Raw genomic sequence first — 24,914 nt, 5'->3', positions numbered from 1 at the left:
GGAGCAATTTTATACGCGCGAAGAGTAGGCTTGAAAAGCAACTTTACAGGGCGTATAAGATTTCTCTTCCGCGCCACCGCATGAGGCTCCCGCTGCTTCATCGAAATGACATGCGTTAAAAAAACTTTAACTTGGCTATCATGGATACCTTTTAACCTGACACAATTTAAGTACATGAAAATAAAACAACTATATTTTGCAACCCTGACTTTATTAAGTGCTGCAACATTCACTCAACCAGCGGGGGCCCAGCTCCTGAAGGAAAAAGAGCAATTCACCCATGCCGATTCATTGCGTGGAATGCTTACGCCTTTGCGTACCTGTTATGATATCAATTACTATCACCTTGACGTTAAGATTGATATCGATAAAAAGTTTATCAGCGGCAGCAATCAGTTTAAATTCACCGCCACACAGGATTTCAATAAACTCCAGTTCGACCTGTTTGCTAACCTTAACATTGCTAAAGTTGTTTATAAGGGGAAAGAACTTGCCTATACCCGCGATGGCAACGCCGTATTCCTCAACTTTCCGCAAACCATAAGTAAAGACAGCAAAGATGAGTTTACCGTTTACTATTCCGGTAACCCAACTATAGCTAAAAACGCCCCCTGGGATGGCGGACTGGTATTTAAAAAAGATTCATTAGGCAAACCCTTTGTAGCAACCGCCTGCGAAGGGATTGGTGCCAGCATCTGGTGGCCCAATAAAGATCAGCTGGCCGATGAGGTGGACAGCATGATGATCAGCATCAGTGTGCCAAAAGGTTTGAAAGATGTATCCAACGGTCGCCTGCGCAAGGTGACGCAGCTTAAGGATGGCTATACCCGGTTCGACTGGTTTGTGGCCAACCCGATCAACAATTACGATGTTGCTGCCAACATTGCCGATTATACTCATTTTGAAGACACCTACATGGGCGAAAAAGGCAAGCTTACGCTTGATTATTGGGTTTTGCCAACTAGTCTGGAAAAAGCAAAAAAACAATTTGCCGCCAATGTTAAGCCTATGTTGAAAGCCTTCGAGCACTGGTTTGGCCCTTACCCTTTTTATGAAGATGGCTATAAACTGGTTGAAACCCCGCACCTGGGCATGGAACACCAGGGAGCAGTAGCCTATGGCAATCACTTCATGAATGGCTATATGGGCTATGATTTATCGGGTACAGGCTGGGGCAGCAAATGGGATTATATCATCGTGCACGAAAGCGGGCACGAATGGTTTGGCAATAACATAACCGATAAAGACCTTGCCGATATGTGGGTCCACGAAAGCTTTACCTGTTATTCCGAATCACTTTTTGTGGAGGATAACTGGGGTAAAAAAGCCGGACAGGAATATAACTACGGTTTAAGGCTCACCATTAATAATGACGGTCCTATAGTTGGCGTTTACAATGTAAACAAAGAAGGCTCGGGCGATATGTACTCCAAAGGCGCTGTTTTCCTGAACATGATCCGCACTGTTATTAATGATGATGAAAAATGGCGCGGCATCCTGCGCGGGCTTAACAAAACTTTTTATCATAAAACAGTTACCTATGACGATGTGGTGGGCTTCATCAACCAACAATCGGGCATGAACCTTTCGCCTATTTTTGAGCAATACCTGCATTACCGCAACCTTCCGGTGCTTGAATTTACCAGCCATGAAAACAAGCTTTACTGCCGCTGGATAGCCGAAGCCAAAGATTTCAATATGCCCATCAGGGTACGTGTAAAGGGCGGCGAATACAAATTCATCACCCCAACAAAACAAATGAGCCCGGTTGAAATTGCAGGTGCTACTAAAGATAATATCGAAATTGATTATTTAAACTACTACGTGGGTGCGCTCATGGATTAACCCTCAACATACATGAAAAATAAGTTCTTAAATATTTTTGCAGTCGCTTTAGGTCTTACCGTAGCTGGCATAACGCCAACTCAGGCACAGTTAGGCACCAACAGGCAAACATTTACCCGCGCCGATTCGCTCAGAGGGAGCTTAACACCGCTGCGTACCTGTTATGATATTAACTACTATCACCTGGATGTGAAGTTTGATATCGATAAAAAATTCATCAGCGGCAGCAACCTGTTCAAATTCACGGCTACTCAAAATTTCACCAAACTTCAGTTTGATCTGTTTGCCAATTTAAAAGTAGAGAAAGTGGTGTATGAGGGCGCCGAAATTCCCTTTACACGCGAGTTTAATGCGGTGTTTGTTACCTTCCCTAAAACCATAAAAAAAGGCAGTAAGGACGAGTTTATTGTTTATTATTCCGGTAACCCAACTATTGCAAAACGTGCGCCATGGGATGGCGGCGTGGTTTACACTACCGACTCATTAGGCAAACCGTGGGTGGCAACTGCCTGCCAGGGTATCGGCGCCAGTATTTGGTGGCCTACAAAAGATCATCAATACGATGAGGTAGACAGCGCCCTGATCAGTATCAGCGCACCTAATGGTTTAAAAGATGTATCCAACGGCAGATTACGCAAAGTAACCGACTTAAATAACGGCTATACCCGCTTCGATTGGTTTGTGGCTAACCCTATCAACAATTATGACATAGAAGCCAACATTGGAGACTATGTCCACTTTGAAGGTGCTTACCAGGGCGAAAAAGGCCCGTTAACGCTGGACTACTGGCCATTAAGTTATAATGTTGACAAAGCCAAAAAACAATGGGAGCTTGATGCGCCGCGAATGCTTAAATCGTTCGAATACTGGTTTGGCCCCTATCCTTTTTATGAAGACGGCTATAAACTGGTTGAAACGCCACACCTCGGCATGGAACACCAAAGCGGCACAGCTTATGGCAACCATTACAAAAACGGTTATCTCGGTCGCGACCTTTCAGGTACCGGCTGGGGCCTAAAATGGGATTTCATCGTGGTACACGAAAGCGGTCACGAATGGTTTGGCAATAACATTACCTCAAAAGATGTTGCCGATATGTGGATCCACGAAAGTTTTACTAACTATTCCGAATCGCTGTTCATTGAAACCTATTACGGTAAACAAGCCGGGCAGGAATACGTGAACGGAACTCGTAAAAATATCCGTAATGACAAACCAATTGTAGGGCCGTATGGTGTAAACATGGAAGGTTCAGGTGATATGTATTATAAAGGTGGCAACCTGTTAAACATGGTGCGCACCATTATCAATAATGATGACAAATGGCGCAGCATCCTCCGCGGGCTTAACAAAACCTTCTACCATAAAACCGTTACCTATGACGATATTGTAGGCTATATCTGCAAACAGGCAGGCATGAACCTTGCTCCCGTATTTGACCAGTACCTGCATTATAAAGACATCCCAACCCTCCAGTTTGTAACTAAAGACGGCAAGCTTTATACCAAGTGGATTGCCAATGCCGAAGGTTTCAACATGCCGGTAAAGGTGCGTGTAAAAGGCGGCGGTTATATATTTATTAAACCAACCACACAGTTTACCCCTGTAAAAATTGACGGTATTACGAAGGACAATGTGGAGGTGGATACTTTCAATTACTATATTAAGGTTGATTGAGTGAGTGGTTCATTGGGTGAGTAGTTGATTCCTACCCATAACAAAAAACGGGGGGCATGCTGAGCCCGTCGAAGCATGGTGAATAGGGCCTCTGCGCACGAGTCTTCGACAGGCTCAGACTGACACGCCCACTTTGTTACTACTCCTTCAAAGACATTTACTCAGGATGAGAAATTGTAGAGTTCAGACTTGCGAAGTTTTAAAATACTTCGTAAGTCTTTTTTGTTTAATAAGGTGAAAAACTTCCCCCCTCCCAAAACAACCACTCACCCAATCAACCTAATCAACTACTCACTAAAAAAATCAAATCCCGTGCAACTTTCCTCCCACTGCCGGCGTCTAATTGGAAAACGAAACTAAAACAACCGTCATGAAATCGATTTCAAAAATATTATTGGCAGCCGTGTTGGCAGCAGGAACTACAGGTTACGCCTCGGCAAAAACAGTAAACCCAATTGTTAAACACGCCGACCAAACCACGCAAGACCGTCATTTATCAGGCTTCAGCGCTATTGACCTGGCAGGCTCTTTTGATGTCTACTTTACACAGGGCTCAAACGAATCGGTAAAAGTTGAAGCACCTTCGGATGTTATCGACAAGATCATTACCGAAGTGCAGGGCGGGGTATTGAAGATTTACAGTAAAAAAGGTACCAACTGGGATAACTGGAGCTTTGGCCGCAGCCGTAAAATGATTGTACATGTGGTAGCTAAAGATATGACCAGCATTAACGTTGCCGGTTCGGGCGATGTTTATTTTAAAGACGGCATCAGCACTACCTCATTAAAATTAAAAGTTGTTGGCTCGGGCGATATGCTGGGCAAAGTGAATGCTAAAAACCTGGATAGCAGCATTTCGGGCTCTGGTGATATGAAACTTTCGGGCCGTGCCGATAATTCAAGAGTAAATGTTGTAGGCTCGGGCGATTTTACCGCCCGCGATTTGATCACCATTAATACCGAGGTACACATAGCAGGTTCAGGCGACGCTACCATCAATGCCAGCAGTAAAATTGATGCATCGGTAAGCGGCTCAGGCGATGTGCATTATACCGGCGGTGCTAAAAATATTTCAAGCTCAAAAGCAGGGAGCGGAGATATCGAGAGGATATAGAAACTCAGCGAAATCCTCTCCAAAGGAGCCGCCTTAACTATTTAGAAGCGTCATTGCGAATTAATAAAGCAATCACCAATTAGCAGGTTCGCCCTGTAAAGTTCGCGATTGCTTTATTAATTCGCAATGCCGTTTGGAAGGACCTTCAACTACTCCAACCCTATTTTCTCATTCACCAGTTCAATGATCTCCGCCTCCAGCGCAATCGCTTTCCGCTCAATTTCATTACCGCGGTAAATAACGTCAACTACATAGCTCTTATCCTTATAGCCCGAAGCATTGATCTTTACGTTCATAAATGCGCCCAATACCGCGCTACGGGCACAAAGAGCGGCTACGCCGGCATCAGTTATGGAATTGGGGTTGCCGCTTAGCGCCATTGCTTTTATTACTTCCATGCTACCTAAAGCTGCGTCCATTACTTTAAAAGGAATTTCAATAGCATAACGGGTAGCATCCTGTATTGCTTTATCACGGGCTGCTTTTTCCTCATTGTTTGATTTGGGCAGGGAGAATGCTTGCATGATTTGGTTAAAGGCTATTGTATCCTGGTCAACTAATGCTAAAAGTTCGTTTTTAAACTGCTGTCCTTTTTGCGCCCAGTCGCTAAATTCCCGCCAGCGGCTGTCCCAACCCTTTTTATGTGAGCTTAGGTTAGCCACCATGGTAGCCAGCGAGGCTCCCAAAGCGCCAACAGCGGCTGAGATCGAACCACCACCAGGTGCCGGGCTTTCGCTCGCGGTTTCATCGGCTAAATCGGCAAGGCTCATGTTAATGAGCTTGCTGCCTGCTTTATCTTTCAGTAAATATTCAATAATGCGTTCTTCAGGCTTGAAAGGTGAAAGTTCATCAAGTCCCATTGATTTAATGGCTATCCTGATCAGTTCTTTTTCGCTTACTCCTGTAGAGCGTTGCTGCTTCTCCAAAAAATATTTACCCGCATCAAGCATCGCCTTCAAGGGGATCAAGCCCACCAGCTCACTGCCTGTTACCCTGATACCGCGTGCAGCAGCTTTATCACACACTTCATCAAAAGCCTTATGCACCGGGGTAATATTAATATTGGTCAAATTCATCGAAATCTGGGCAACACCGTATTCCTCAATATACCAGCCGATAGCTTTTACCGCCTTTAATGAACCGGGGATGGTTTTGGCTTTGCCGGTTTCGTCGTATACTATTTTACCATTGATCGGATCTCCTTCGCGCAGGGTGCGGCCAGCCTCACGTACATCAAAAGCAATAGAATTTGCCCTGCGGACAGAGGTAGTATTCAGGTTAACATTATAAGCCACCAAAAAATCACGGGCACCAATCACAGTAGCCCCACGTTTAACATCATTCTCCGCGGGACCGAAATCGGGTGCCCATTCCGGTTGTTTGATCTTCTTAAAAAAGCCTTCATATTCACCGGCACGTATCACCGATAGGTTGCTCCGGCTTTTGTTAGGCTGCGCAGCCTCATACAAATAAACCGGGATCTGTAATTCCTCCCCCACGCGCTTGGCAAGCCGCGTTGCATATTCGGCAGTTTCCTCCATGGTGATATTACTAATGGGTATCAGCGGACAAACATCTGTTGCGCCCATCCTTGGGTGCTCGCCTTTTTGTTTGCTCATATCAATCACCTCGCCCGCTTTTTTTATGGCGCGATAAGCTGCTTCAATCACTTTTTCCGGTTCGCCCACAAAAGTTACCACGGTTCGGTTAGTGGCCTTTCCCGGATCAACATTGAGTAATCTTACCCCCTCAACAGATTCAACTGCATCTGTTATCTGTTTAATGATATCGAGGTTAACACCTTCGCTAAAATTGGGTACGCATTCTATTAATTTGGTCATTGGTTCATTAGTTCAATGGTTCATTGGTAGCTAAGCAAATCGTAATATCTGCTTAATCGTTATTTTCTGCCGTCCAAACTTGGGCCGGTTTTAGTTTTCCCTGGTGATATAATATCTCGCGGTAATCGTTACATGGGTAGGCTTGCATATCGGCAAGCTTGCCTTTAGTTAATACACCGCGATCATTTAACTTTAATGCCTGTGCCGCGCGATAGGTTAAACCGGCGAAAACTTCGGCCGTGCTTAACTTCTCTGCCGCCGCCATTACCGACGCCTGCATCAGCAGATCGCCCATTGGGGCCGAGCCGGGGTTCCAGTCGCTGGCGATGGCGAGGCTGGCTGCGGCATCAAGCAGTTTCCGGGCAGGGGCATATCCCATTCCCAAGCCTAACGAGGCGCCGGGCAAAGTTACAGCAACAGTATCTGAATTAGCCAATAATTTTATCTCATAATCTCCACTGGCCTCCAGATGATCGGCCGAAGCAGCTCTGGCTTTAACAGCAACCTCGCTGCCTCCGGTTGTAAACTGATCGGCATGAACAGTAGCCTCAAAACCCATTTGTTTAGCCCTGCTTAAATAAAACAATGCATCACTGGTATTGAAAGCGCTTTGCTCAATAAAAATGTCAACACGGTTAGCCAAATCCTGTTGCTTTATCTTCGGCAACAGATCATTTAACAAATATTTCAGGTATTCATTTCCTTCACCATCAAAATCTTTCGGTTTAATGTGCGCAGCGAGGCAGGTTGGCACAATATGAGCACGAGTTTTGTTAGCAGCCTGATGGATAACTTTTAGCTGTTTGAGTTCTTCCGTTACCGACAAACCATAACCGCTTTTAATTTCAATAGTTGTTACACCTTCTGCCAAATGACGGGCTATCCGTTTCGCCAGTAAATTGCTTAATTCAGTTTCTGTAGCCAAACGGGTTTGAGTTACCGAATCCCAGATCCCGCCCCCCGATGCGGCAATTTCCAAATAACTTTTGCCAGAATTGCGCATGGCATAATCCTTAGCCCTGCTACCAGCAAAACAAAGATGCGTATGGCAATCCACAAACCCGGGCAGTAATACATGATCGCCGGTAATTTCTTCTATTTGTGCCGATGGATAGTTTGTGCGGAGTTTTTCAAAATCATCAACAGCAAGTATCAGCCCATCTTCAATTAACACACCCCCATTGGCAATTATGTGCAATTGCTCATCTTTCAGGGCACCTTTAATCGGCAAGCCTGTTAAAGGCAGTATTTGTGTAAATGGACCTGTTAGTTTTTTCATCGTTCTATCTTAGATCGGGGGTTGCTTCGTATCTACCCATGACATTATAAAAATCAAGGTCATGCTGAACTTGTTTCAGCACCCCACTCGCTAAGCGGCCATACTAAGCAAAGCGGCCACCTGTCCTATGGGATGCCGAAATAAATTCGGCATGACGGTAGGCATATGTTATCTTCCTTCAAAGGCCGCGGATTTTAATTACTCGTAATGACCTTTTTACATATTATGCTTTACCACACTTTACGTTCCCTCAGGGTCTCTCGCAGAGGACCCTGAGGATTATCGCGTTCTAAGTATCTATCAGGCCGACAGCGAATCTGCGTGGCGTATAACGTTATCACTTGCTTTACCACACTTTCAACCCAAACTTATCCGCCCACTCCACAGCCTTATCATATCCGGCATCAGTATGTCTAAAGATACCCATGGCCGGGTCATTATACAGCACCCTTTTTAAACAGGTTGCTGCGCGATGACTGCCGTCGGCCAGTACTACCATACCGGCGTGCTGGGAGTAACCCATACCTACCCCGCCGCCATGGTGGAACGAGATCCAGGTTGCACCACCTGAGGCATTCGCCATTAGGTTGAGCAGTGGCCAGTCGGATACCGCGTCCGAGCCATCTAACATGGCTTCTGTTTCGCGGTTGGGCGATGCTACTGAACCGCAGTCCAGGTGGTCACGACCAATTACTATCGGGCCTTTTACTTTACCGGAGGCCACCAGTTCATTAAATATCAGCCCGGCTTTTTCACGCTCACCCATGCCCAGCCAGCAAATGCGGGCAGGCAATCCTTGAAAAGCAATTTTCTCTCTTGCCTTTTTAAGCCAGGTAATTAATGGCTTATTTTCGGGGAAAGCTTCGATTAACGCCTGGTCGGTAGTATAAATATCTTCTGGGTCACCGGATAGTGCTACCCACCTGAACGGCCCTTTCCCTTCGCAAAACAGCGGACGGATATAAGCCGGCGTAAAACCCGGAAAATTAAAAGCATCGGCTTCACCTCCCTGCCGGGCAAACTCACGCAGGTTGTTACCATAATCAAAAGTTACCGCACCTCTTTTTTGCAGTGCCAGCATCAAACCTACATGCCTTGCCATACTTTTCAGCGAACGCCGTTTGTACTCCATTGCATCATCTTTTCTTAATGCAGCAGCCTCGTTTAATGACAAATCATTAGGAATATACCCATTTAAAGGGTCATGTGCCGAAGTTTGATCAGTAAGTATATCAGGAACGATATTATCTTTCAATAACTTTTCAAGCAAATCACCGGCATCGCTCACTAATCCTACCGAAAGTGTTACTTTTTTGGCGATAGCTTCTTTTATCCAGGAGATGGCTTCATCATATGATGAAGTCATCCTGTCAATATATTTCGTATCAACCCGTTTTTGAATCCGTGACACATCTACATCGGCACCTAAAAACACGGCACCCGCCATAGTTGCCGCCAACGGCTGAGCACCGCCCATACCACCTAAACCGGCACTTACAATGAGTTTGCCTGTCAGGTCGCCATTAAAATGCTGATTACCGCATTCCACAAAAGTTTCATAGGTGCCCTGTAAAATGCCCTGTGTGCCTATGTAGATCCAGCTGCCGGCGGTCATCTGCCCGTACATCATCAACCCTTTTTCGCGCAGCTCATTAAAATGCTCCCAGTTGGCCCAGGCAGGTACCAGGTTACTGTTGGCAATCAAAACCCTTGGTGCTTCGGGGTGGCTACGGATAATCCCTACAGGCTTGCCCGACTGGATCAGCAACGAGTGATATTCGTCCAATTTCAGCAGCAACTCAATAATTTTGCGGAGCGCCTCCGGGTTACGCGCGGCCTGACCGATACCTCCGTAAACCACTAACTCATCAGGATTTTCGGCTACCTGACCATCGAGGTTATTAAGCAGCATCCTGAGCGGAGCCTCGGTTTGCCAGCTTTTGGCATGAAGCTGCGTACCACGCGGTGCTTTGTACACCGGATGATTAGCGTAGGTTTTAATAAATTCCGAACTCGTCATGACTTAAATCTATTTGGTGAGCAATAGCAGCTTCAACTGCAGTTTTCAGCAGGGAGCCATCCGTAATAAGTTTGTGAAGACTGTTAATATCAACAGCAAAAACGCGGTCATCCTGTATAAAAGCCACATGCTGTCTTACCAGCTGATGGCAAGCTTCAATAACCGGCGTCGATTTTAGCGGCCTGCGGAAATCCATAGCCTGTGCCGCGTAAAGCAGTTCAATAGCCTGAATGTATTCAATATTATCTATCACCTGGTGCAGCTTGCGCCCGCTTATGGAACCCATGGATACATGGTCCTCCTGCCCAAGTGAGGTTGGCACACTATCGGCACTGGCGGGGAAACACAGGGTTTTATTTTCGGTAACGAGGGCGGCAGTAGTATACTGCGGAATCATCAAGCCCGAATTAAGCCCGGCATCATGCGTAAGCAGTTTGGGCAAACCGTAACGACCTTCGCTCATCAGGTAGCAGCGCCTGTCGGCAATGTTACCAATTTCGGCTGCTGCTGTGGTTGCATAATCAAGCGGCAGAGCAAGTGGCTGTCCATGAAAATTGCCCCCGCTAATGGTATCATCGGCATTAAAAATAACCGGGTTATCGGTAACCGAATTGAGTTCGATTTCCGTAAGCTCTTTCAGGTGCAGCCATGCATTGCGTGAAGCACCATGTACCTGCGGCATACAACGCAACGAATATGGATCCTGTACCCTATCACAATTGATGTGCGACGAATTGATTTCCGATCCGTCAAGCAAAGTAAACAGCCGATGGGCTACCATCCTTGTACCTTTAAAAGGCCTGATCTGGTGCAGCCGCTCATCAAAAGGACGGATAGAGCCCATCAATCCCTCTAATGACATGGCACCGATGAGGTCGGCACGGTTCAGGGTGTCATCCAGTCGTTGTACAGCTTTAACCGCAAAAGCCAGGATAAACTGTGTACCATTGATAAGGGCCAGGCCTTCTTTGGGGCCAAGGGATAACGGCTGTAAACCGTGCTTCTTTAAAAGTTCTCCGGCCGGTATCCTCCCGCCATTCTCAAATACCTCTCCTAAACCAATCAATGGTAAAAACAGGTGGGACAAAGGAGCCAGGTCACCGGAAGCACCTACAGAGCCTTTTTCCGGAACCACCGGGATAATATCATTATCGATATGCCAAATGATCCGCTGAAGCGTTGCAAGCGCAATACCCGAATAGCCTTGTGCCAAAGCCTGCACTTTAGTAATCATCATGAGTTTGGCAATTTCCTGCGGGATGGGTTTCCCGACACCTACGCTATGACTTTTGAGGATATTACTTTGCAGCAAACTGGTGTCTTCCTCCGAGATCCGGGTATCGCACAGTGGGCCAAAGCCGGTGTTAATGCCATAAACCGGGTGATGGCTATGCACAATCTTTTCCACCTCGCGCCATGAAGATTTGATCATATCGGCGGCTTCTTTGTTAATGATGCCTTTGGTTTTGCCTGCTGCTATATCAAGACAAATACCTATTGTAAGATGGTCCGTGCCGTAATTAAATATATCAGTCATTGCCGGCGGGTTTTAAATTGGTATTCAGTTTTTCAACGATGTTATCGGCCAGTTTAGTTTGGCGAAAAGTATTTTCAAGCGCGCTTATGGCCGGCAATAATTGTTTTGCAGTTTCGTCTTTAGCAACAAGGTCGGCCATCGACAGGCTGATAGCATCCCAAACAGGTATGACCTGTTTCAGCAACTCACGCCCTTCGGCAGTAAGGGTAACCAGTTGCCGCCTGCCATCGTCGCTACAGGTATCAGTACTTACAAGTCCCCGTTTTTTCAGGTTAGTGATCAGCTGACTGGCAGCCGGATGTGAAACCTCTATCTGTTCGCTTAATTCTTTGATAGATAAAGCATCATTCTTTGACAGTAAATAAAACACGGGAAACCAGCTGGCATCAAAATCGATACCTGCGGTTTGATAAGCACGATTAATTTCGGCCAAAAAAGCTTCACTCAGCCGCCTCAAACGGCTGCCCAAAACCAGATGCCCGAGGCTTTGATATAAATTCATGATGCAATTTATATAAGTACTTATATAATTGCAAATTTTATTTGGAGCTTGTTAGAATCAGTTAAAAAATTGTGTTCTTTTTAATGTAGAGACGCATAATTGCGTCTACAGTATGCAAGTTAAGGTAGTTAAACACATGCAAAGCTGCTTGTCCTATGGGAGACGCAATTATGCGTCTCTACATGAAAGCTCTCCGCCAAAATTTAAACAACTTCTTAGGAGCGGGAAGGAATCTGCTTGAAACAAAAAAGCTCCCGGTGGTTATCCGGGAGCTTTTCATTTATTACTTAGTGATCAGGTTGTATAACTCATCGAGCTTAGGGGTAAGCACGATCTCTATTCGCCTGTTCTTTGCGCGGGCTTCATCAGTACCACTGGCATCTATCGGCTGAAACTCACTCTTACCTGTTGCAGTGAGCCTGTGCGGGTCAACACCTTCAGTTTCGGTCAGGTAGCGGGTTACCGAGGTAGCGCGTAAAACGCTCAAATCCCAGTTATCTTTGATCTGGCCAAGGTTTTTTACTTTCTTATCATCCGTATGACCTTCAACCGCCATATTGATATCTGGTTCCTTGTTTACCACCACCGCTAATTGCTTCAACGCAGCCTTACCCTTCTCATCAATAATGATACTGCCCGAAGGGAACAATAACTTATCAGCTAATGATACATAAACCTTGCCATTTCTGATATCTACCGTTAAACCGCTTTGCTGAAAGCCTAATAATGCCTTCTGCAATTTATCTTTCAATGCATTAGTAGCCTCATCGCGTTTCTTTAAAATATCTTCTACTTCCTTTAAACGGGCTTCACGTTTTTTCAAATCAGCAGCCAGTCTTGAGGTTTGGGCGGCCAATTCGTTAGCTTTTGATGATGTTGCATCCAGGTTGCTGTTTAATACACTGTTGTTTTTACGCAGATCGGCAAGCTGGTTGTGCAGGCGGGCTGTATCTGCCTGCAGCTGTGCAAGCTCTCCTTCAAGGTTTGTTGTGCGGTTAGCTAAAGAGTCACGTTCGGCAACAAGGCTTTTGTATGCTTTTGGAGACATTACCTTGCATGAGTACATTGTGAAACATACAGCAGCGGCTAAAAATGCATATCTAATTTTCATAGTTATTAAGGGGTTATATCCAATTAAGAAAGGGCGTTCTTCAAAAATACATTAAGCGGATGGATCATGCTGCATACATCAGCAACCAGCTTTTCCGCACCAGGGGCCGTTAGCTCTTTATCTTCCAGCTTATGCCAGGCAACAAAGCTTTTAAGCTTTAGCAGGTCGATATTTTCATTATCGGGTTCGTATCCCTTCGGTACCGATTTAAGCTGCTCCTGCTTTCTGAAATCACCAAATAGCTTAACAAACTCCTTTTGGTCGATGATTCTTTTCAGATCGGCAGCGTTGTAATCAATTTCCTGCCGAATTGCTTTCAGATGTGGCGCCTCCGGCATCCAGTATCCGCCGCCGATAAATGAATTGCCGGGCTGGATATGCAGATAATATTCAACACCGCCACCTTTTAAGCCCGAGGTTGGCATACTTACCCCAAAGTTATTTTTATAAGGCGCTTTATTTTTACTGAAGCGGATGTCGCGGTAAATGCGCATCACACATTTTTTGGCATCAAGGTTCTCGTCCATGCCTGCTTCAATTTTACGAACGCTGTCAAGCACCTTCGTTGTAAAATCAATTACATTTTCGCGGGCTTTATCGTAACGCTCTTTATTGGCGGCAAACCATTCGCGGTTGTTATTTACGGCGAGATCTTTTAAAAAATCAATACTTTCCTGGTATATCATCGGTATCTAAATAGCTTTGGTAATGTATCTTGGGTGATAACCAATACAACAAAAACACACGCGAATATCTGAAATTTACAGGAGCAAGTACAAAACAGCCTAAAATTATAGCACCAAGATATAACCACGGCGAATCCTGGTTATGGGTAACCAAATAAGTAAGCCAGGCAATGCCGAGGGCCTCGCCCACATTTAGTGCATAACTAACGTACATGGCGGCATAAAAATAGCCAGGCTCTATCTCAAAAAAGAGGTTGCAATGAGGGCAGTTAAGATTTATTTTATTGGAGAAACTGTAAGGGCTACCCTTAAACATATCGCCGCGCCTGCAGCGCGGACATTTACATTTAAGCATAGCCCATGACTTTGGTGTTTGAGACACGATAAGTATCTTATAAGGTTACAAAAGCGGCAAATAACACCCGCAGCTGCTTATTAATTCAGATTAAGTTTTTCGCCGCGCATCTCAAGCTTAACATCTTTACGACGGTATTTTTTATACCAGATGTAACCACCTAATGCTACAGCAAAATAAGGAGCACCCAATAAAAATAGGATCCCGTTATTTAAACCCCTTGTTTTTGAACTACCGCTTTGTGCGTTGGTTTCAACAGTAGCAGCGCATTGTGCGCACTGAGCTTTTACAGGTTCACGGGCAATCAGCATAAGGCCGAGGGCCATTACAAAAAGGATAACTTTAAAACCTTGTTTCATAAGTACAAATTTAACCAATTATAAATTAAAAATGATAAAACGGACGGATCATTAAGTAGACCACCACACCGCTCGCGGTAACATACAACCATATCGGGAAAGCCCAGCGCACCAGCTTACGGTGCTTTTCAACCTGCATTTGCAGCCCGCGGTAAAAACTCAATAATATTAACGGCAAAACAGCTGCCGCAAGTATAATATGCGGCGTCAAAATGGTTAAGTATATTGTCCTCAAAAAACCGGCAGATGTCCTTTCTGCTGCTGACAATTGCCCATCGCCGTTAAGATCTCCGTAAACGATCTCGTTACGCATCAGGTAATGAAACAGGATATACGATACAAGGAATAACGACGATAAACAGAACGTAACAATGTTAAGTCGTTTATGCAGTGTTATATTCCCTTGTTTAATTTGATATAACGACAAAAGAAGCAATAAGGTACAAGTGCCGTTAAGTACAGCATTAAGCATCGGCAGGTAAGGTGTAAAAGCAGGAGCCACAGCCGGGCCCGGTATCAGGTGCCTGTTTAACAAAACAACTACTGCAATTACAAATATGGTAACACCCGCAACAAAGCGGATTATAAATTTATCACTCATGGCAAATTAATATAACGGCTTATCAACTTTACGAAGCTCTTCGGCTATCAACACTTTTATCTCATCGTTAAGGCGGTTTACCTCTGGTGTTACCGCTGCTTTGTAATATCCACGAATCCGGTGTTCCTGATCAACCAGTACAAAATCATCGCTGTAAACAAAGTCGCTACCGGCTTTTGCAGCATTTACAAACAGCCCATTACGGGCAAAGTTGTAAACCGATGAAGTATCGCCACTGCACATCAGCCAGCGGTTTGATTCGGGCTTAAATGTTTGCAGGTATTTGTTTAATACTTCCTGAGTATCATGTTCCGGATCAACTGTGATGGTTAAAAAGTAAACCATCTTGTTTTTGTAATACGTACCCACCAGCCAGCTCATGTTTTTGTTGATGGTTTGGCAAACCGTAGGACAGTTAGCGTAAAAGAAATTAACTACAAAAATCTTTCCTTTCAGTGTGTTCAGTGTAACCGGCTTTCCTTCCTGATCGGTAAGTTTAAAATCAGGAATGGTGTGGTAGATGGTATCAGGAATGTACTTGCCGTGAAATTTATGCCCAGTTTTGGCAACCAACTTTGGCCCAAAAACAGCGAGGGGCTTATACCTGTTTTTACCTTTAGCGGTAAGTAAATAATATAAAAATCCCGGTACCGCTAATATGAGTACCAGGATCAGGATCTTTTTTAATATAGAAGCCTTGTTCATTACCTCAGGTCAACCCAGTGGTGGCTTTCGTTTGTAAGTACCAGGATTAAACCGATTATAAATATTACCGGAATTGCTATTGACAATATGAGACCCATTTTCTCAAACTTCAAGTGCATGAAATATGCAACTATATAAAATGCTTTAAGCAAGGTTAAAACGATATATACAGGATTGGCATACTGTATCGGAAGAATTCCTTTAGGCACACATACAAGCGCGATAAAGAATTCGATACAGGTAATAACAGTTAAGATACCTGCAACCTGCCATATCCGCTTTCTGCTCATGGTTTCATGATCACCATCGTGATGAATTTCGTGCGATTCTGCTGACATATGATAAATATTTTTAAACTAAGTAAAAGAATGTAAATACGAATACCCAAACAAGGTCTACAAAGTGCCAGTACAAACCAACCTTTTCAACCATTAAATAACTGCCTCGTTTTTCGTATGTGCCCATTAACACGTTTACCGTAATAATAATGTTGATAATAACACCTGTAAATACGTGGAAACCGTGGAAACCTGTGATAGTAAAGAACAAGTTAGCAAACTCCTGCGAAGTCATATGTTGCACAGCTTCGGTGCCGCCGGTAAATAACTTTTTAAGTTCTTCGGCAGGCGGAACACTTCCCCACCAGAAACCTTCATGGTGTAAATGTCCCCATTCCAAAGCCTGGCAACCAAGGAACATGAAACCGCCTATCACTGTAGCTATCATCCAACCTACTACCTCTTTTTTAGCATTACGATGGCCCGCCTCTACAGCCAATACCATAGTAACAGAACTTGCAATGAGGATGAAGGTCATTAAACCCACAAACACCAATGGTGCACCGTGATCAACTAATCCGGGTACTGATTGAAAAACCTTATCCGCACCTGGCCATACGCTTGCGCTGAAACGCAATGAACCGTAAGCTATCAATAACGATGAAAAGGTAAATGCATCCGAAAGGAGGAAAAACCACATCATTATTTTTCCGTACTCCACGTTGAACGGGGATCTTCCTCCCGACCAGGGCGAAGTTTTTACTTCGTCAATTTGTGAAACTGTTGTACTCATCTGTACTAATCTATGGGTGTATTAATTATGATTCAAAAGTAAAAAAACATAGAGATAAATCCATATAATATCGAGAAAATGCCAGAAAATGGAAGTTAATTCCATCTTAAACATATTCCTTACCTGGGGGATATTACGGTATGTACCTATAAGTGTATTTATTAGCAATAACAGCGCCGCAAAAATGTGTACCAAATGCGCGCCAACAAAAACATAAACAAAGGAGCGTGAAGCATTAGGATCAACAAAATAGATCTGCATTTTGAAGGTTAACACATAGCAGGCATAGATCTGTAAGGCAAAAAAAGCCAGCCCTAAGCCCAATGTGATCCATAAATACAGCTTCTGTTTGTCAAACTGCAACGCCTTGGCAGCCTTTGACGCTAAAAACAACGAGCCGCTGCTTAACACTATAACAATAGTGCTATACAAAAACGACTGCGGCATGATCACATTTAAACCGTGCCCGCTGCCTCCCGAATAAACGATAAAGCCGCTGGTAAAAGCTGCAAAAAGCATAAATGATGTGAATATGAAGATCCACATATTAAACTTTTTGGCACCAAGGTTCAGCCTGTCGTTATCTTGTTCCATCCTTGCCATCATCTCACTTAACTATAAAATCTACTAAAAACATTATCTGAACTACCGGCAGGTAAAAAAACGAGCCGAACATTAATTTACGAGCCTCGGGTATTTGCCGGGTACGTAACAGCATAAATGACTGATATAAAAATATTAAGCTGCATATCAGCGATACACCGCCTACCCAGTAACCACCATAACCGTAAAAGGTTGGCAATAAACTTACGGGTAATAAAACGATGGCAAATATAAACGTAATTACCGCACTTGTTAAATCTCTTTTACCTGACGGCAACAAGCGAAAACCTGCGAGCTTGTAATCATCATCCAAAACCCAGGCAATAGCCCAGAAATGGACAAACTGCCAGATAAACTGGATAGAGAATAAGATTAAGGCTATTTCGTCTATCCTACCGTGAACCTGCGCAGCTACATAGCCTATAAGCGGCGGCAACGCTCCGGGGATAGCGCCAACAAAAACTGCTGCAATACCCGATTTGCGTTTTAAAGGCGTATATGCAAATGCATACAATAAAATCGAAAATACAGATAGTAAGCCGGTTAACAGGTTTAAGCTGCCTAACAAGTAAGTACCGGCCATGCCCATGCCTAAACCTAATACCAATGCCTGCCCCGTAGTCATTTTGCCTGAAGGGATTGGCCTGTCCATAGTACGCTTCATCAGCCTATCCAAATCTTTTTCGATGATTTCGTTAAAAGCATTGGCTGCCGATGTAACCAGGAAACCACCTATAATAAGCTTTACCCAATCAATCCAAACAATATGGCCATTTGCGCGACTTCCGATTAAAAATGATATCGACGCCGAAAATACCACCAAGGTAGTAAGTCTTGTTTTGATCAATTTTGAAAAATCAGTCCATTTCATCTGCTTACCTCCCTACCCTTAACACCCTGAAATAAATTTAAAAGCAAATAAAACTGTGCCCCAAATATTAAACTCGCCAATACAATATGTGCAGCCTGGGCAACAGGCGGCAATGCGAGATATGATAACAAGATCCCGGTTACTATCTGCAACGTGATCATTAAAAATGTAAAACTCATCAGCTGCTGCTGAATAGAATGCCTGTTAAAGCCTTTACGGATCAAAGCAAACAAAGCAACGTTCAATATCAACACCAAAATGGCTATATCCCTGTGATGTTGAAATATCTCGCCGGCATTGGTGATCCAATCTTTACGGTAACCTCCCTGAAAATGATTGGCAACCGCATCTATTTTCTCACGTACCTCGGTTCCGAAAGCAATTTGCAGAATACTTACAAACAGTGCAGCAAGCGTTATAACGTAAACCAAAGGTGACGACCCTGAAGTACTTTTACCCGAAATCCGTGCTACATGATAAGTGTAAATACAAATAGCTAAGATAGCCAGCGCTAAAAGCATGTGTACGGTAACAATCCAGGCAATCAAATTGGTAGATACCACGATTGAGCCTAACCACGCTTGAAACCCCACAAGCACCAGATTAAAAATACTCAGGATGGCTATCCTCTTATCCGTTTTCCAGTAGCTGAATGAAAAAACAACAGAAAGCAAAAGAAAAAAGCCAGATAAAGCACCAATAACGCGGTTGATATACTCAGTCCATGTTTTGCCTGCATTAAACTCCTCAGGCACAAGGATAGAACGATCTTCGCGTATTCGTTTTGCCAGATCACTGTAACCAAATACATCAAGTGTTTTTGCAAAACGCTGGTTCTTTTCAACCCGTTTGGCTACGTATTTCTGTTTATAATCTTTAGGCAGATCACTGATATCAGTAGGCGGAATGTACCTTCCAAAACATTTTGGCCAGTCGGGACATCCCATGCCTGAACCTGAGCTACGCACAACACCACCGGCAAGAATCAAAACAAAGAGCAGAACAATGGTTGTAATATTGATCTTTTGAAACCTATTTTTTCTGGCTGTGCTCATCTAAATAGTTCTAAAAATTTAGGGTACCTATTCTGAATTTGAAGATTTGAAAATTTATTGATTTGAAAATATCGATTTTCAAATTTTTCCACATTTTCAAATCTTCAAATTAGGATGGTACCCTAAAAGATCAGATAAGTATTAATTATTTTACTTGTTCGTTTGCTTTCAGCGTACTTGTAAACTTATTAAGTTCTTCCAAACCTGCAGGATTATCTTCAAAATCGTGCGGAAGGTTTGAGCTCATAGTTTGCGAGTAAGGAACAGTTTGAGGGATATAATCCTCTTCTGCACCTGGTTTGCTGTAATCATATGGCCAACGATAAACGGTTGGAATTTCGCCCGGCCAGTTGCCGTGTAAGTGCTCAACAGGAGTAGTCCATTCAAGTGTATTTGACTCCCATGGGTTTTGAGTTGCTTTTTGTCCTTTGAAGATGGATACAAAGAAGTTATAAAGGAAACCAAATTGGGTAAGTGCGGCGATAATAGCAGCCCAGGTTACAAATGTATTGATGGTTAACCATTTTTGCATTGAAGCAAATTCGGTGAAGGCATAATACCTACGTGGAACACCGTCAAGACCCATAAAGTGCATTGGGAAGAATACCAGGTAAGCACAGATAAATGTTAACCAGAAGTGCAGGTAACCTAATTTCTCGTCCATCATACGGCCGAACATTTTAGGGAACCAGTGGTAAACACCTGCAAGCATACCAAATATAGCAGCCGAACCCATTACGAGGTGGAAGTGGGCAACCACAAAGTAAGTATCATGTAAGTTGATATCCAAAGTAGCGTTACCCAGGAAGATACCTGTTAAACCACCAGAGATAAAGAACGATACCATACCGATAGCGAACAGCATAGCAGGTGTAAACCTGATGTTACCGCGCCAAAGCGTAGCTAACCAGTTAAATGTTTTTACTGCCGATGGAACCGCAATGATCAACGTAGTGATCATGAACACACCACCCAGGAATGGATTCATACCTGTAACAAACATGTGGTGGCCCCATACGATAAACGATAATACAGTGATACCGATCAGAGAGTAAACCATCGCGTGGTAACCAAAGATTGGCTTACGTGAGTTTACCGACATTACCTCAGATGAGATACCCATCGCAGGCATAATAACGATATATACTTCCGGGTGACCAAGGAACCAGAACAAGTGCTGGAACAGGATCGGACTACCACCTTCAAATGGTTGCTGTACGCCGTTTAATACGATATCAGATAAATAGAAGCTTGTACCAACACTGCGGTCAAATATCAACAATACTACACCAGCAACTAAAACCGGGAAAGCAAGGATACCTAATATAGCAGTAAGGAATAAAGCCCAGATAGTTAAAGGCATTTTCCAAAGGTCCATGCCTTTTGTACGCATGTTTAATACAGTACTTACGTAGTTGATACCACCCATTAAAGATGATGCAACGAACAGTACCATACTGATCAGCCAAAGGGTCATACCCTCACCTGAACCCGGCATTGCTTTTGGCAATGCAGATAATGGCGGATAGATTGTCCAGCCACCGCTGGCAGGGCCTTTTTGTACAAAGAAAGATGACAACATGATAACGCTGGCTAAAAAGAAGAACCAGTATGAAAGCATGTTCATGAAAGGCGAAGCCATATCACGTGCACCTACCTGCAATGGAATTAATAAGTTGGCAAAAGTACCGCTCAACCCGGCAGTTAGTACGAAGAATACCATGATAGTACCGTGTATGGTAACCAAAGCAAGGTAAAAATCGGGGCTGATACGACCGTTAGGTGCAAAACGACCCAACAAAGTTGTTAACAGCGGGAATGTTTTATCAGGGTAAGCAAGCTGGATCCTAAACAGGATTGACAAAATCATTGCGATAACCGCCATCGTAATACCTGTAATCAGGAATTGCTTGGCAATCATCTTGTGGTCCATGCTAAATACATATTTAGACAGGAATGATTGGTCATGATGGTGTTCGTGACCGTGTTCGTCGTGGTGGGCTCCTGCGTGGTCGTGAACTGCTAATGTTGACATATCTCTATTTCTTATCTTTATTAATTATTTAACGCTAACCTATTTGTTGAAGCACCGCTTTGCTCGTTGTTTGCTGCCGCAAAATGAAGCTCTTTTCTTAAAGCATCATTGAGGTAAGGCTTTTGCCTTGACAGCCATGACTGATATTCGGCTTCAGAAACAACACGTACAACTTTTTGCATGTTGTAATGGCTTCCACCGCATATTTTGTTGCAGTAAAGGGTATATTCAAATTTAGGGTCGTCTAATTTGGTACGCATTTCTGCGGTAGTAATAGTCGGGGTAAATTTAAAGAAGGTTGGTAAACCAGGTACCGCGTTCAACTGAACCCTGAAGTGAGGCATATAAACGCTATGGATCACGTCCTGTGCAAGGATATTCAGCCTGATTGATTTGTTAACCGGCAGATACATAGTATCAACCTTCAAGTCATCAAAACTGCTTTTCTTTTTAAAGTTAACACCTAACAAGTTAGCGCCTGTAACCAAACGGAAATCTTTGGGGCCTAATACACCATCTTTACCAGGGTAACGCAATTCCCAGGCAAACTGGTGACCGGTTACATCGATATTGATATCATCTTTAAGGTTTTCGCTGTTCATGATCTTCTGCCAGGTAAAGAAACCAAACACAACCAGGATAGTCAGAACGATAGCAGGTGCAATTGTCCAAACTTTTTCGATGGTATTATTGTGAGGCAGGAAGTGTGCACGACGTTTATCAGAATGACGGTATTGGAACAGGAATGTAAACAGCAGGATCTGGGTAACAAAAAATACTATCATTGTTAAAACAGTGGTGACGGTAAACATCTCATCTATTTTAACGCCATGAGCCGAAGCGGCTTCCGGCAATGTCATACTGCCCTGTTCGGTGAATGACCAGTAAGCACCGTATAAACCTACAAAAAGGAAAACAATACAAATTACAGCCATCACGGTATTCCACTTAATGCCTTTTTTGCCTTGCATCTTTAAAGTAAGATCGTAGATCTTGAGGATTTTACCAACAATGGCGACGCCTAAGCAGATCAGGAAAAATATAAGCACATAATACGCAATCCCGGTCCAGTCAACCTTAGGGGCCTCTTCCTGGCCCGGAGCAGCACCTGCCGCAGTTTGCGCCATCAGCAGGTTTGTGCCCAGGAGCATAAACGCAGCGAAGAACGATAGTAGTTTTTTAGAATTTATTAGTTTTCTGAATCCCATTTTAGTAAGCTGTTTGGTATTCTGTATATGGTGCAAATGTAATAATTATTATATGTGATGATGAAGGCTTTCCTGTAAGAACGGGTGTTTTTTAGGAACCAACGATTTGAACTTGGTTAAAGCAGTCATCGCAGTGAAGGTAAATAAACCTCCGAAACCTAAGAACACGCCTATCTCAATCGGGCCAATCTCAGTTAACCACGATGAAGTTGGACCAACTGTACCAGGCATGATCATCATAAAGTAATCTAACCAGTGACCAACAATCAAGATAATACACATAATCTCAACAGTACGATAGATACGTTTAGAGTCACGTGACATCAACACTAATAACGGAGTAAGGAAATTTACTACGATGTTGATCCAGAACCAAGGTTTAAACTCAGGCTCCCAGCGTTTAAAGAAGTAAACTGTTTCCTCAGGCATGTTAGCATAGTAAATCAATAAGAACTGAGCAAACCATACGTAAGTCCAGAAGATAGAGAAACCGAAGATAAACTTGGTTAAGCTATGCATATGATCTTCTGAAACCCATTCAAAGTAACCAATACGTTTTAACCTGATTAATGTAAGTGTAATAACAGATAAACCGCTAACCCACATTGCTGCGAAGTTATACCAACCAAACATAGTTGAGAACCATTCTGCTTCTAATGACATGATGGTATCGAAAGCGTATATTGGTGTAGTAAAACCAAAGATCACCAGGAATAAGCATGACATGTTAAAGCTCTTTTTGTAGTAGAACATGCCGCCCAAATCATCTTCCGCTTCTGAATATTTAGCCAATAAACGACCAAATATGCAATATGAACCAAGGAAGCAAATTAAACGGATTATAAATCCAACTTTATTCATGTAACCGGCTTTGCCAGCTATAATGGCGTTGTAATTTTCGTTATGAGGATCAGTAACACCGGCAGCAGCCCAAATTTTGTACAAGTAAGGAGCTACAACCTGCTTACCTTCTTCATTGGTTACTGTATGTGTTAATGAAAACCCTGCGATAACTACCACAATAAGGGTAATTGCTGCTATCGGTAAAACTTTACCAAAAGCTTGTGGAATCCTGATCATTGATGCAGACCAACCAGCTTGTGCTGCATATTGCACGGCGCAAAAGAAAATACCGCACATACAAACCGCTGCAAAGTAATAGGTCATTAGCAACAGGTTGGCAAAGGTACGCTCAGCGTAGCCAAGCGCAAAGCCACCAAGTATGGCAACCAAACCAATCACGATGCATATTAAGCTCCATGTTTTGGCTTTGCCGACAAATTCGTATTGCCCGTCAAAATTATTATGAGTCTTCATTAATATCTTTTTCTTATAAGGTTTGTAAATGGTGAACATACATGATCACTTTCCAGCGTTCTTCGGGAGCAAGCTGAGAAGCGTATGAACCCATAGCATTTACACCGTAAGTAATGGTATGATAAATTTTACCGTCTGTAAGGTCTTTCATGTTACCACCGCGTGATGACTGGCCTTTTGAATATGATGGAGGAGCCGGATAACCGTGCTGTACCACTAAACCGTCACCCTGACCGTTAACACCATGGCAAGGTGAGCAAAAGTGCTCAAACAAAATCTTACCTTCGGCGTAATTAGCCTGAGTTTGTGCCAGTACAGATTTAACCTCAACACTGGCTAATTCATAACCTTCTTTGGTATTTGGATAATCAAATTTGGTAAAGCCAACCGGGATAGTTCCGGCAGGTGGTAACTGAGCGGTTTTACCATCTTTAAAATTATTATTTTTCTGATCCGGATCGTATGCCAAATGCTCGTACATATTAGGTGCATACTCCCAGCCGGTACTCCTTTTATCCTTGCACGATGTAAAAATTATCGAAGCAGCGATAATAGTAACAATTGTTCCTAATATTTTAATTTTATTCATAGCTAACATATTTTCTGTCGTTATGCTTAACTTCTGTAGCGCCCGCTTCTTTTAGTAAATTAGTTATATCATCGTGAGAAATGTTTCCTTTAGCATTGATCGCTATTACAAACTTATCATCAGTTGCACGCAGGTCCATTACCCTTGGCGCACGGCCCGGGAAAAGGTGACTTGCGAAGAAGAAAGTAAAGGTCATACCAAATGAGGTCCATAATACCGTCCACTCAAATGTAACCGGGATAAAATCCGGGATAGCAAAGAAGTTTTTACCACCGATATTGATAGGCCAATCATGAACAAGCATATAATAAACCATGCTGAACATAATGGTACCGCCCAAACAACCGAACATAAATGCTGCATAACCTAAACGCGAATCCTTAATGTTCAATTTAGCCTCAATACCGTGGATAGGCATAGGCGTATAAACGTCATAAATAGGTACGCTGTTCTTTTGCAGCTTATCAATCCCGTGCATCATTTCATCGGGATCATCAAAAACGCCTAATATATATTTAGTGCTACTCATTAGT

General features: G+C 43.4%; 24 protein-coding genes. 3 read left to right on the top strand and 21 right to left on the bottom strand.

What is annotated here, in order from left to right; genetic code table 11:
- Positions 1–174: 174 nt before the first annotated feature.
- The 3 genes from BLS28_RS09100 (at position 175) to BLS28_RS09090 (ending at position 4,636) form a co-directional block, all read left to right on the top strand.
- Positions 175–1,845: a M1 family metallopeptidase gene (locus BLS28_RS09100; RefSeq protein WP_091165087.1), complete on the top strand. Its 1,671-nt coding sequence runs from the start codon at positions 175–177 to the stop codon at positions 1,843–1,845.
- 12 nt (positions 1,846–1,857) lie between these two features.
- On the top strand, positions 1,858–3,522 hold the full coding sequence (locus tag BLS28_RS09095; RefSeq protein WP_091165084.1) for a M1 family metallopeptidase: 1,665 nt from the start codon (positions 1,858–1,860) through the stop codon (positions 3,520–3,522).
- A 370-nt stretch (positions 3,523–3,892) separates the two neighbouring features.
- Positions 3,893–4,636, top strand: coding sequence for a head GIN domain-containing protein (locus tag BLS28_RS09090; RefSeq protein WP_091165080.1), 744 nt, complete (start codon positions 3,893–3,895; stop codon positions 4,634–4,636).
- Between the two features lie 149 nt (positions 4,637–4,785).
- Here the strand turns inward: BLS28_RS09090 and ftcD are convergent, their stop codons facing one another.
- The 21 genes from ftcD to BLS28_RS08985 form a co-directional block, all read right to left on the bottom strand.
- Complete coding sequence (gene ftcD, locus BLS28_RS09085; RefSeq protein WP_091165077.1) at positions 4,786–6,477, bottom strand: glutamate formimidoyltransferase; 1,692 nt, start codon at positions 6,475–6,477, stop codon at positions 4,786–4,788.
- A gap of 52 nt (positions 6,478–6,529) precedes the next feature.
- Positions 6,530–7,756, bottom strand: a complete 1,227-nt coding sequence (gene hutI, locus BLS28_RS09080; protein WP_091165073.1) for an imidazolonepropionase — start codon at positions 7,754–7,756, stop codon at positions 6,530–6,532.
- A gap of 346 nt (positions 7,757–8,102) precedes the next feature.
- Positions 8,103–9,776, bottom strand: a complete 1,674-nt coding sequence (hutU, locus tag BLS28_RS09075) for a urocanate hydratase (RefSeq protein ID WP_091165069.1) — start codon at positions 9,774–9,776, stop codon at positions 8,103–8,105.
- Positions 9,754–11,313, bottom strand: a complete 1,560-nt coding sequence (gene hutH, locus BLS28_RS09070; RefSeq protein WP_091165065.1) for a histidine ammonia-lyase — start codon at positions 11,311–11,313, stop codon at positions 9,754–9,756. Before hutH ends, hutU begins: the two co-directional genes overlap by 23 nt.
- On the bottom strand, positions 11,306–11,815 hold the full coding sequence (locus BLS28_RS09065; protein ID WP_091165061.1) for a MarR family winged helix-turn-helix transcriptional regulator: 510 nt from the start codon (positions 11,813–11,815) through the stop codon (positions 11,306–11,308). Before BLS28_RS09065 ends, hutH begins: the two co-directional genes overlap by 8 nt.
- Before the next feature lie 283 nt (positions 11,816–12,098).
- Positions 12,099–12,926 carry an OmpA family protein gene (locus BLS28_RS09060; RefSeq protein WP_223266291.1) on the bottom strand — a complete coding sequence of 276 codons (828 nt, stop codon included), beginning with the start codon at positions 12,924–12,926 and terminating at the stop codon, positions 12,099–12,101.
- 23 nt (positions 12,927–12,949) lie between these two features.
- Positions 12,950–13,612, bottom strand: a complete 663-nt coding sequence (locus BLS28_RS09055) for a DUF2461 domain-containing protein (RefSeq protein ID WP_091165054.1) — start codon at positions 13,610–13,612, stop codon at positions 12,950–12,952.
- Positions 13,590–13,994, bottom strand: a complete 405-nt coding sequence (locus BLS28_RS09050; protein ID WP_176844416.1) for a DUF983 domain-containing protein — start codon at positions 13,992–13,994, stop codon at positions 13,590–13,592. The genes BLS28_RS09055 and BLS28_RS09050 overlap by 23 nt, the downstream gene beginning before the upstream one ends.
- A gap of 53 nt (positions 13,995–14,047) precedes the next feature.
- Entirely contained in the window at positions 14,048–14,326 is a 279-nt protein-coding gene (locus tag BLS28_RS09045; RefSeq protein WP_091165046.1) for a hypothetical protein, read from the bottom strand.
- 25 nt (positions 14,327–14,351) lie between these two features.
- Positions 14,352–14,927 carry a DUF420 domain-containing protein gene (locus BLS28_RS09040; RefSeq protein WP_091165042.1) on the bottom strand — a complete coding sequence of 192 codons (576 nt, stop codon included), beginning with the start codon at positions 14,925–14,927 and terminating at the stop codon, positions 14,352–14,354.
- 6 nt (positions 14,928–14,933) lie between these two features.
- Positions 14,934–15,632: an SCO family protein gene (locus BLS28_RS09035; protein WP_091165039.1), complete on the bottom strand. Its 699-nt coding sequence runs from the start codon at positions 15,630–15,632 to the stop codon at positions 14,934–14,936.
- Positions 15,632–15,970, bottom strand: coding sequence for a cytochrome C oxidase subunit IV family protein (locus BLS28_RS09030; protein WP_090530131.1), 339 nt, complete (start codon positions 15,968–15,970; stop codon positions 15,632–15,634). Before BLS28_RS09030 ends, BLS28_RS09035 begins: the two co-directional genes overlap by 1 nt.
- 13 nt (positions 15,971–15,983) lie before the next feature.
- On the bottom strand, positions 15,984–16,703 hold the full coding sequence (locus BLS28_RS09025) for a cytochrome c oxidase subunit 3 (RefSeq protein ID WP_090530134.1): 720 nt from the start codon (positions 16,701–16,703) through the stop codon (positions 15,984–15,986).
- 21 nt (positions 16,704–16,724) lie between these two features.
- Positions 16,725–17,309 (bottom strand): cytochrome c oxidase subunit 3, encoded by a 585-nt coding sequence (locus tag BLS28_RS09020; protein ID WP_223266290.1) that lies wholly within the window; start codon positions 17,307–17,309, stop codon positions 16,725–16,727.
- Position 17,310: 1 nt separating this feature from the next.
- Complete coding sequence (gene cyoE / locus BLS28_RS09015; protein ID WP_091165033.1) at positions 17,311–18,177, bottom strand: heme o synthase; 867 nt, start codon at positions 18,175–18,177, stop codon at positions 17,311–17,313.
- A complete protein-coding gene (locus BLS28_RS09010) occupies positions 18,174–19,232 on the bottom strand; it encodes a COX15/CtaA family protein (protein WP_091165029.1) in 1,059 nt (352 codons plus the stop codon). The genes cyoE and BLS28_RS09010 overlap by 4 nt, the downstream gene beginning before the upstream one ends.
- Positions 19,233–19,377: 145 nt before the next feature.
- Positions 19,378–21,267 (bottom strand): cytochrome c oxidase subunit I, encoded by a 1,890-nt coding sequence (locus tag BLS28_RS09005; protein WP_175490027.1) that lies wholly within the window; start codon positions 21,265–21,267, stop codon positions 19,378–19,380.
- Between the two features lie 20 nt (positions 21,268–21,287).
- Positions 21,288–22,475 (bottom strand): cytochrome c oxidase subunit II, encoded by a 1,188-nt coding sequence (locus BLS28_RS09000; protein WP_090530148.1) that lies wholly within the window; start codon positions 22,473–22,475, stop codon positions 21,288–21,290.
- A gap of 48 nt (positions 22,476–22,523) precedes the next feature.
- Positions 22,524–23,792, bottom strand: coding sequence for a quinol:cytochrome C oxidoreductase (locus BLS28_RS08995; protein WP_090530151.1), 1,269 nt, complete (start codon positions 23,790–23,792; stop codon positions 22,524–22,526).
- A 13-nt stretch (positions 23,793–23,805) separates the two neighbouring features.
- Positions 23,806–24,390 carry a c-type cytochrome gene (locus tag BLS28_RS08990; RefSeq protein ID WP_091165023.1) on the bottom strand — a complete coding sequence of 195 codons (585 nt, stop codon included), beginning with the start codon at positions 24,388–24,390 and terminating at the stop codon, positions 23,806–23,808.
- Positions 24,374–24,910 (bottom strand): DUF3341 domain-containing protein, encoded by a 537-nt coding sequence (locus tag BLS28_RS08985; protein ID WP_090530157.1) that lies wholly within the window; start codon positions 24,908–24,910, stop codon positions 24,374–24,376. The genes BLS28_RS08990 and BLS28_RS08985 overlap by 17 nt, the downstream gene beginning before the upstream one ends.
- Positions 24,911–24,914: the final 4 nt, after the last annotated feature.

The sequence above is a fragment of the Mucilaginibacter gossypii genome (genome assembly GCF_900100945.1).
Taxonomy (GTDB): domain Bacteria; phylum Bacteroidota; class Bacteroidia; order Sphingobacteriales; family Sphingobacteriaceae; genus Mucilaginibacter; species Mucilaginibacter gossypii.
This window is presented reverse-complemented; position numbering and strand designations above follow the sequence as displayed.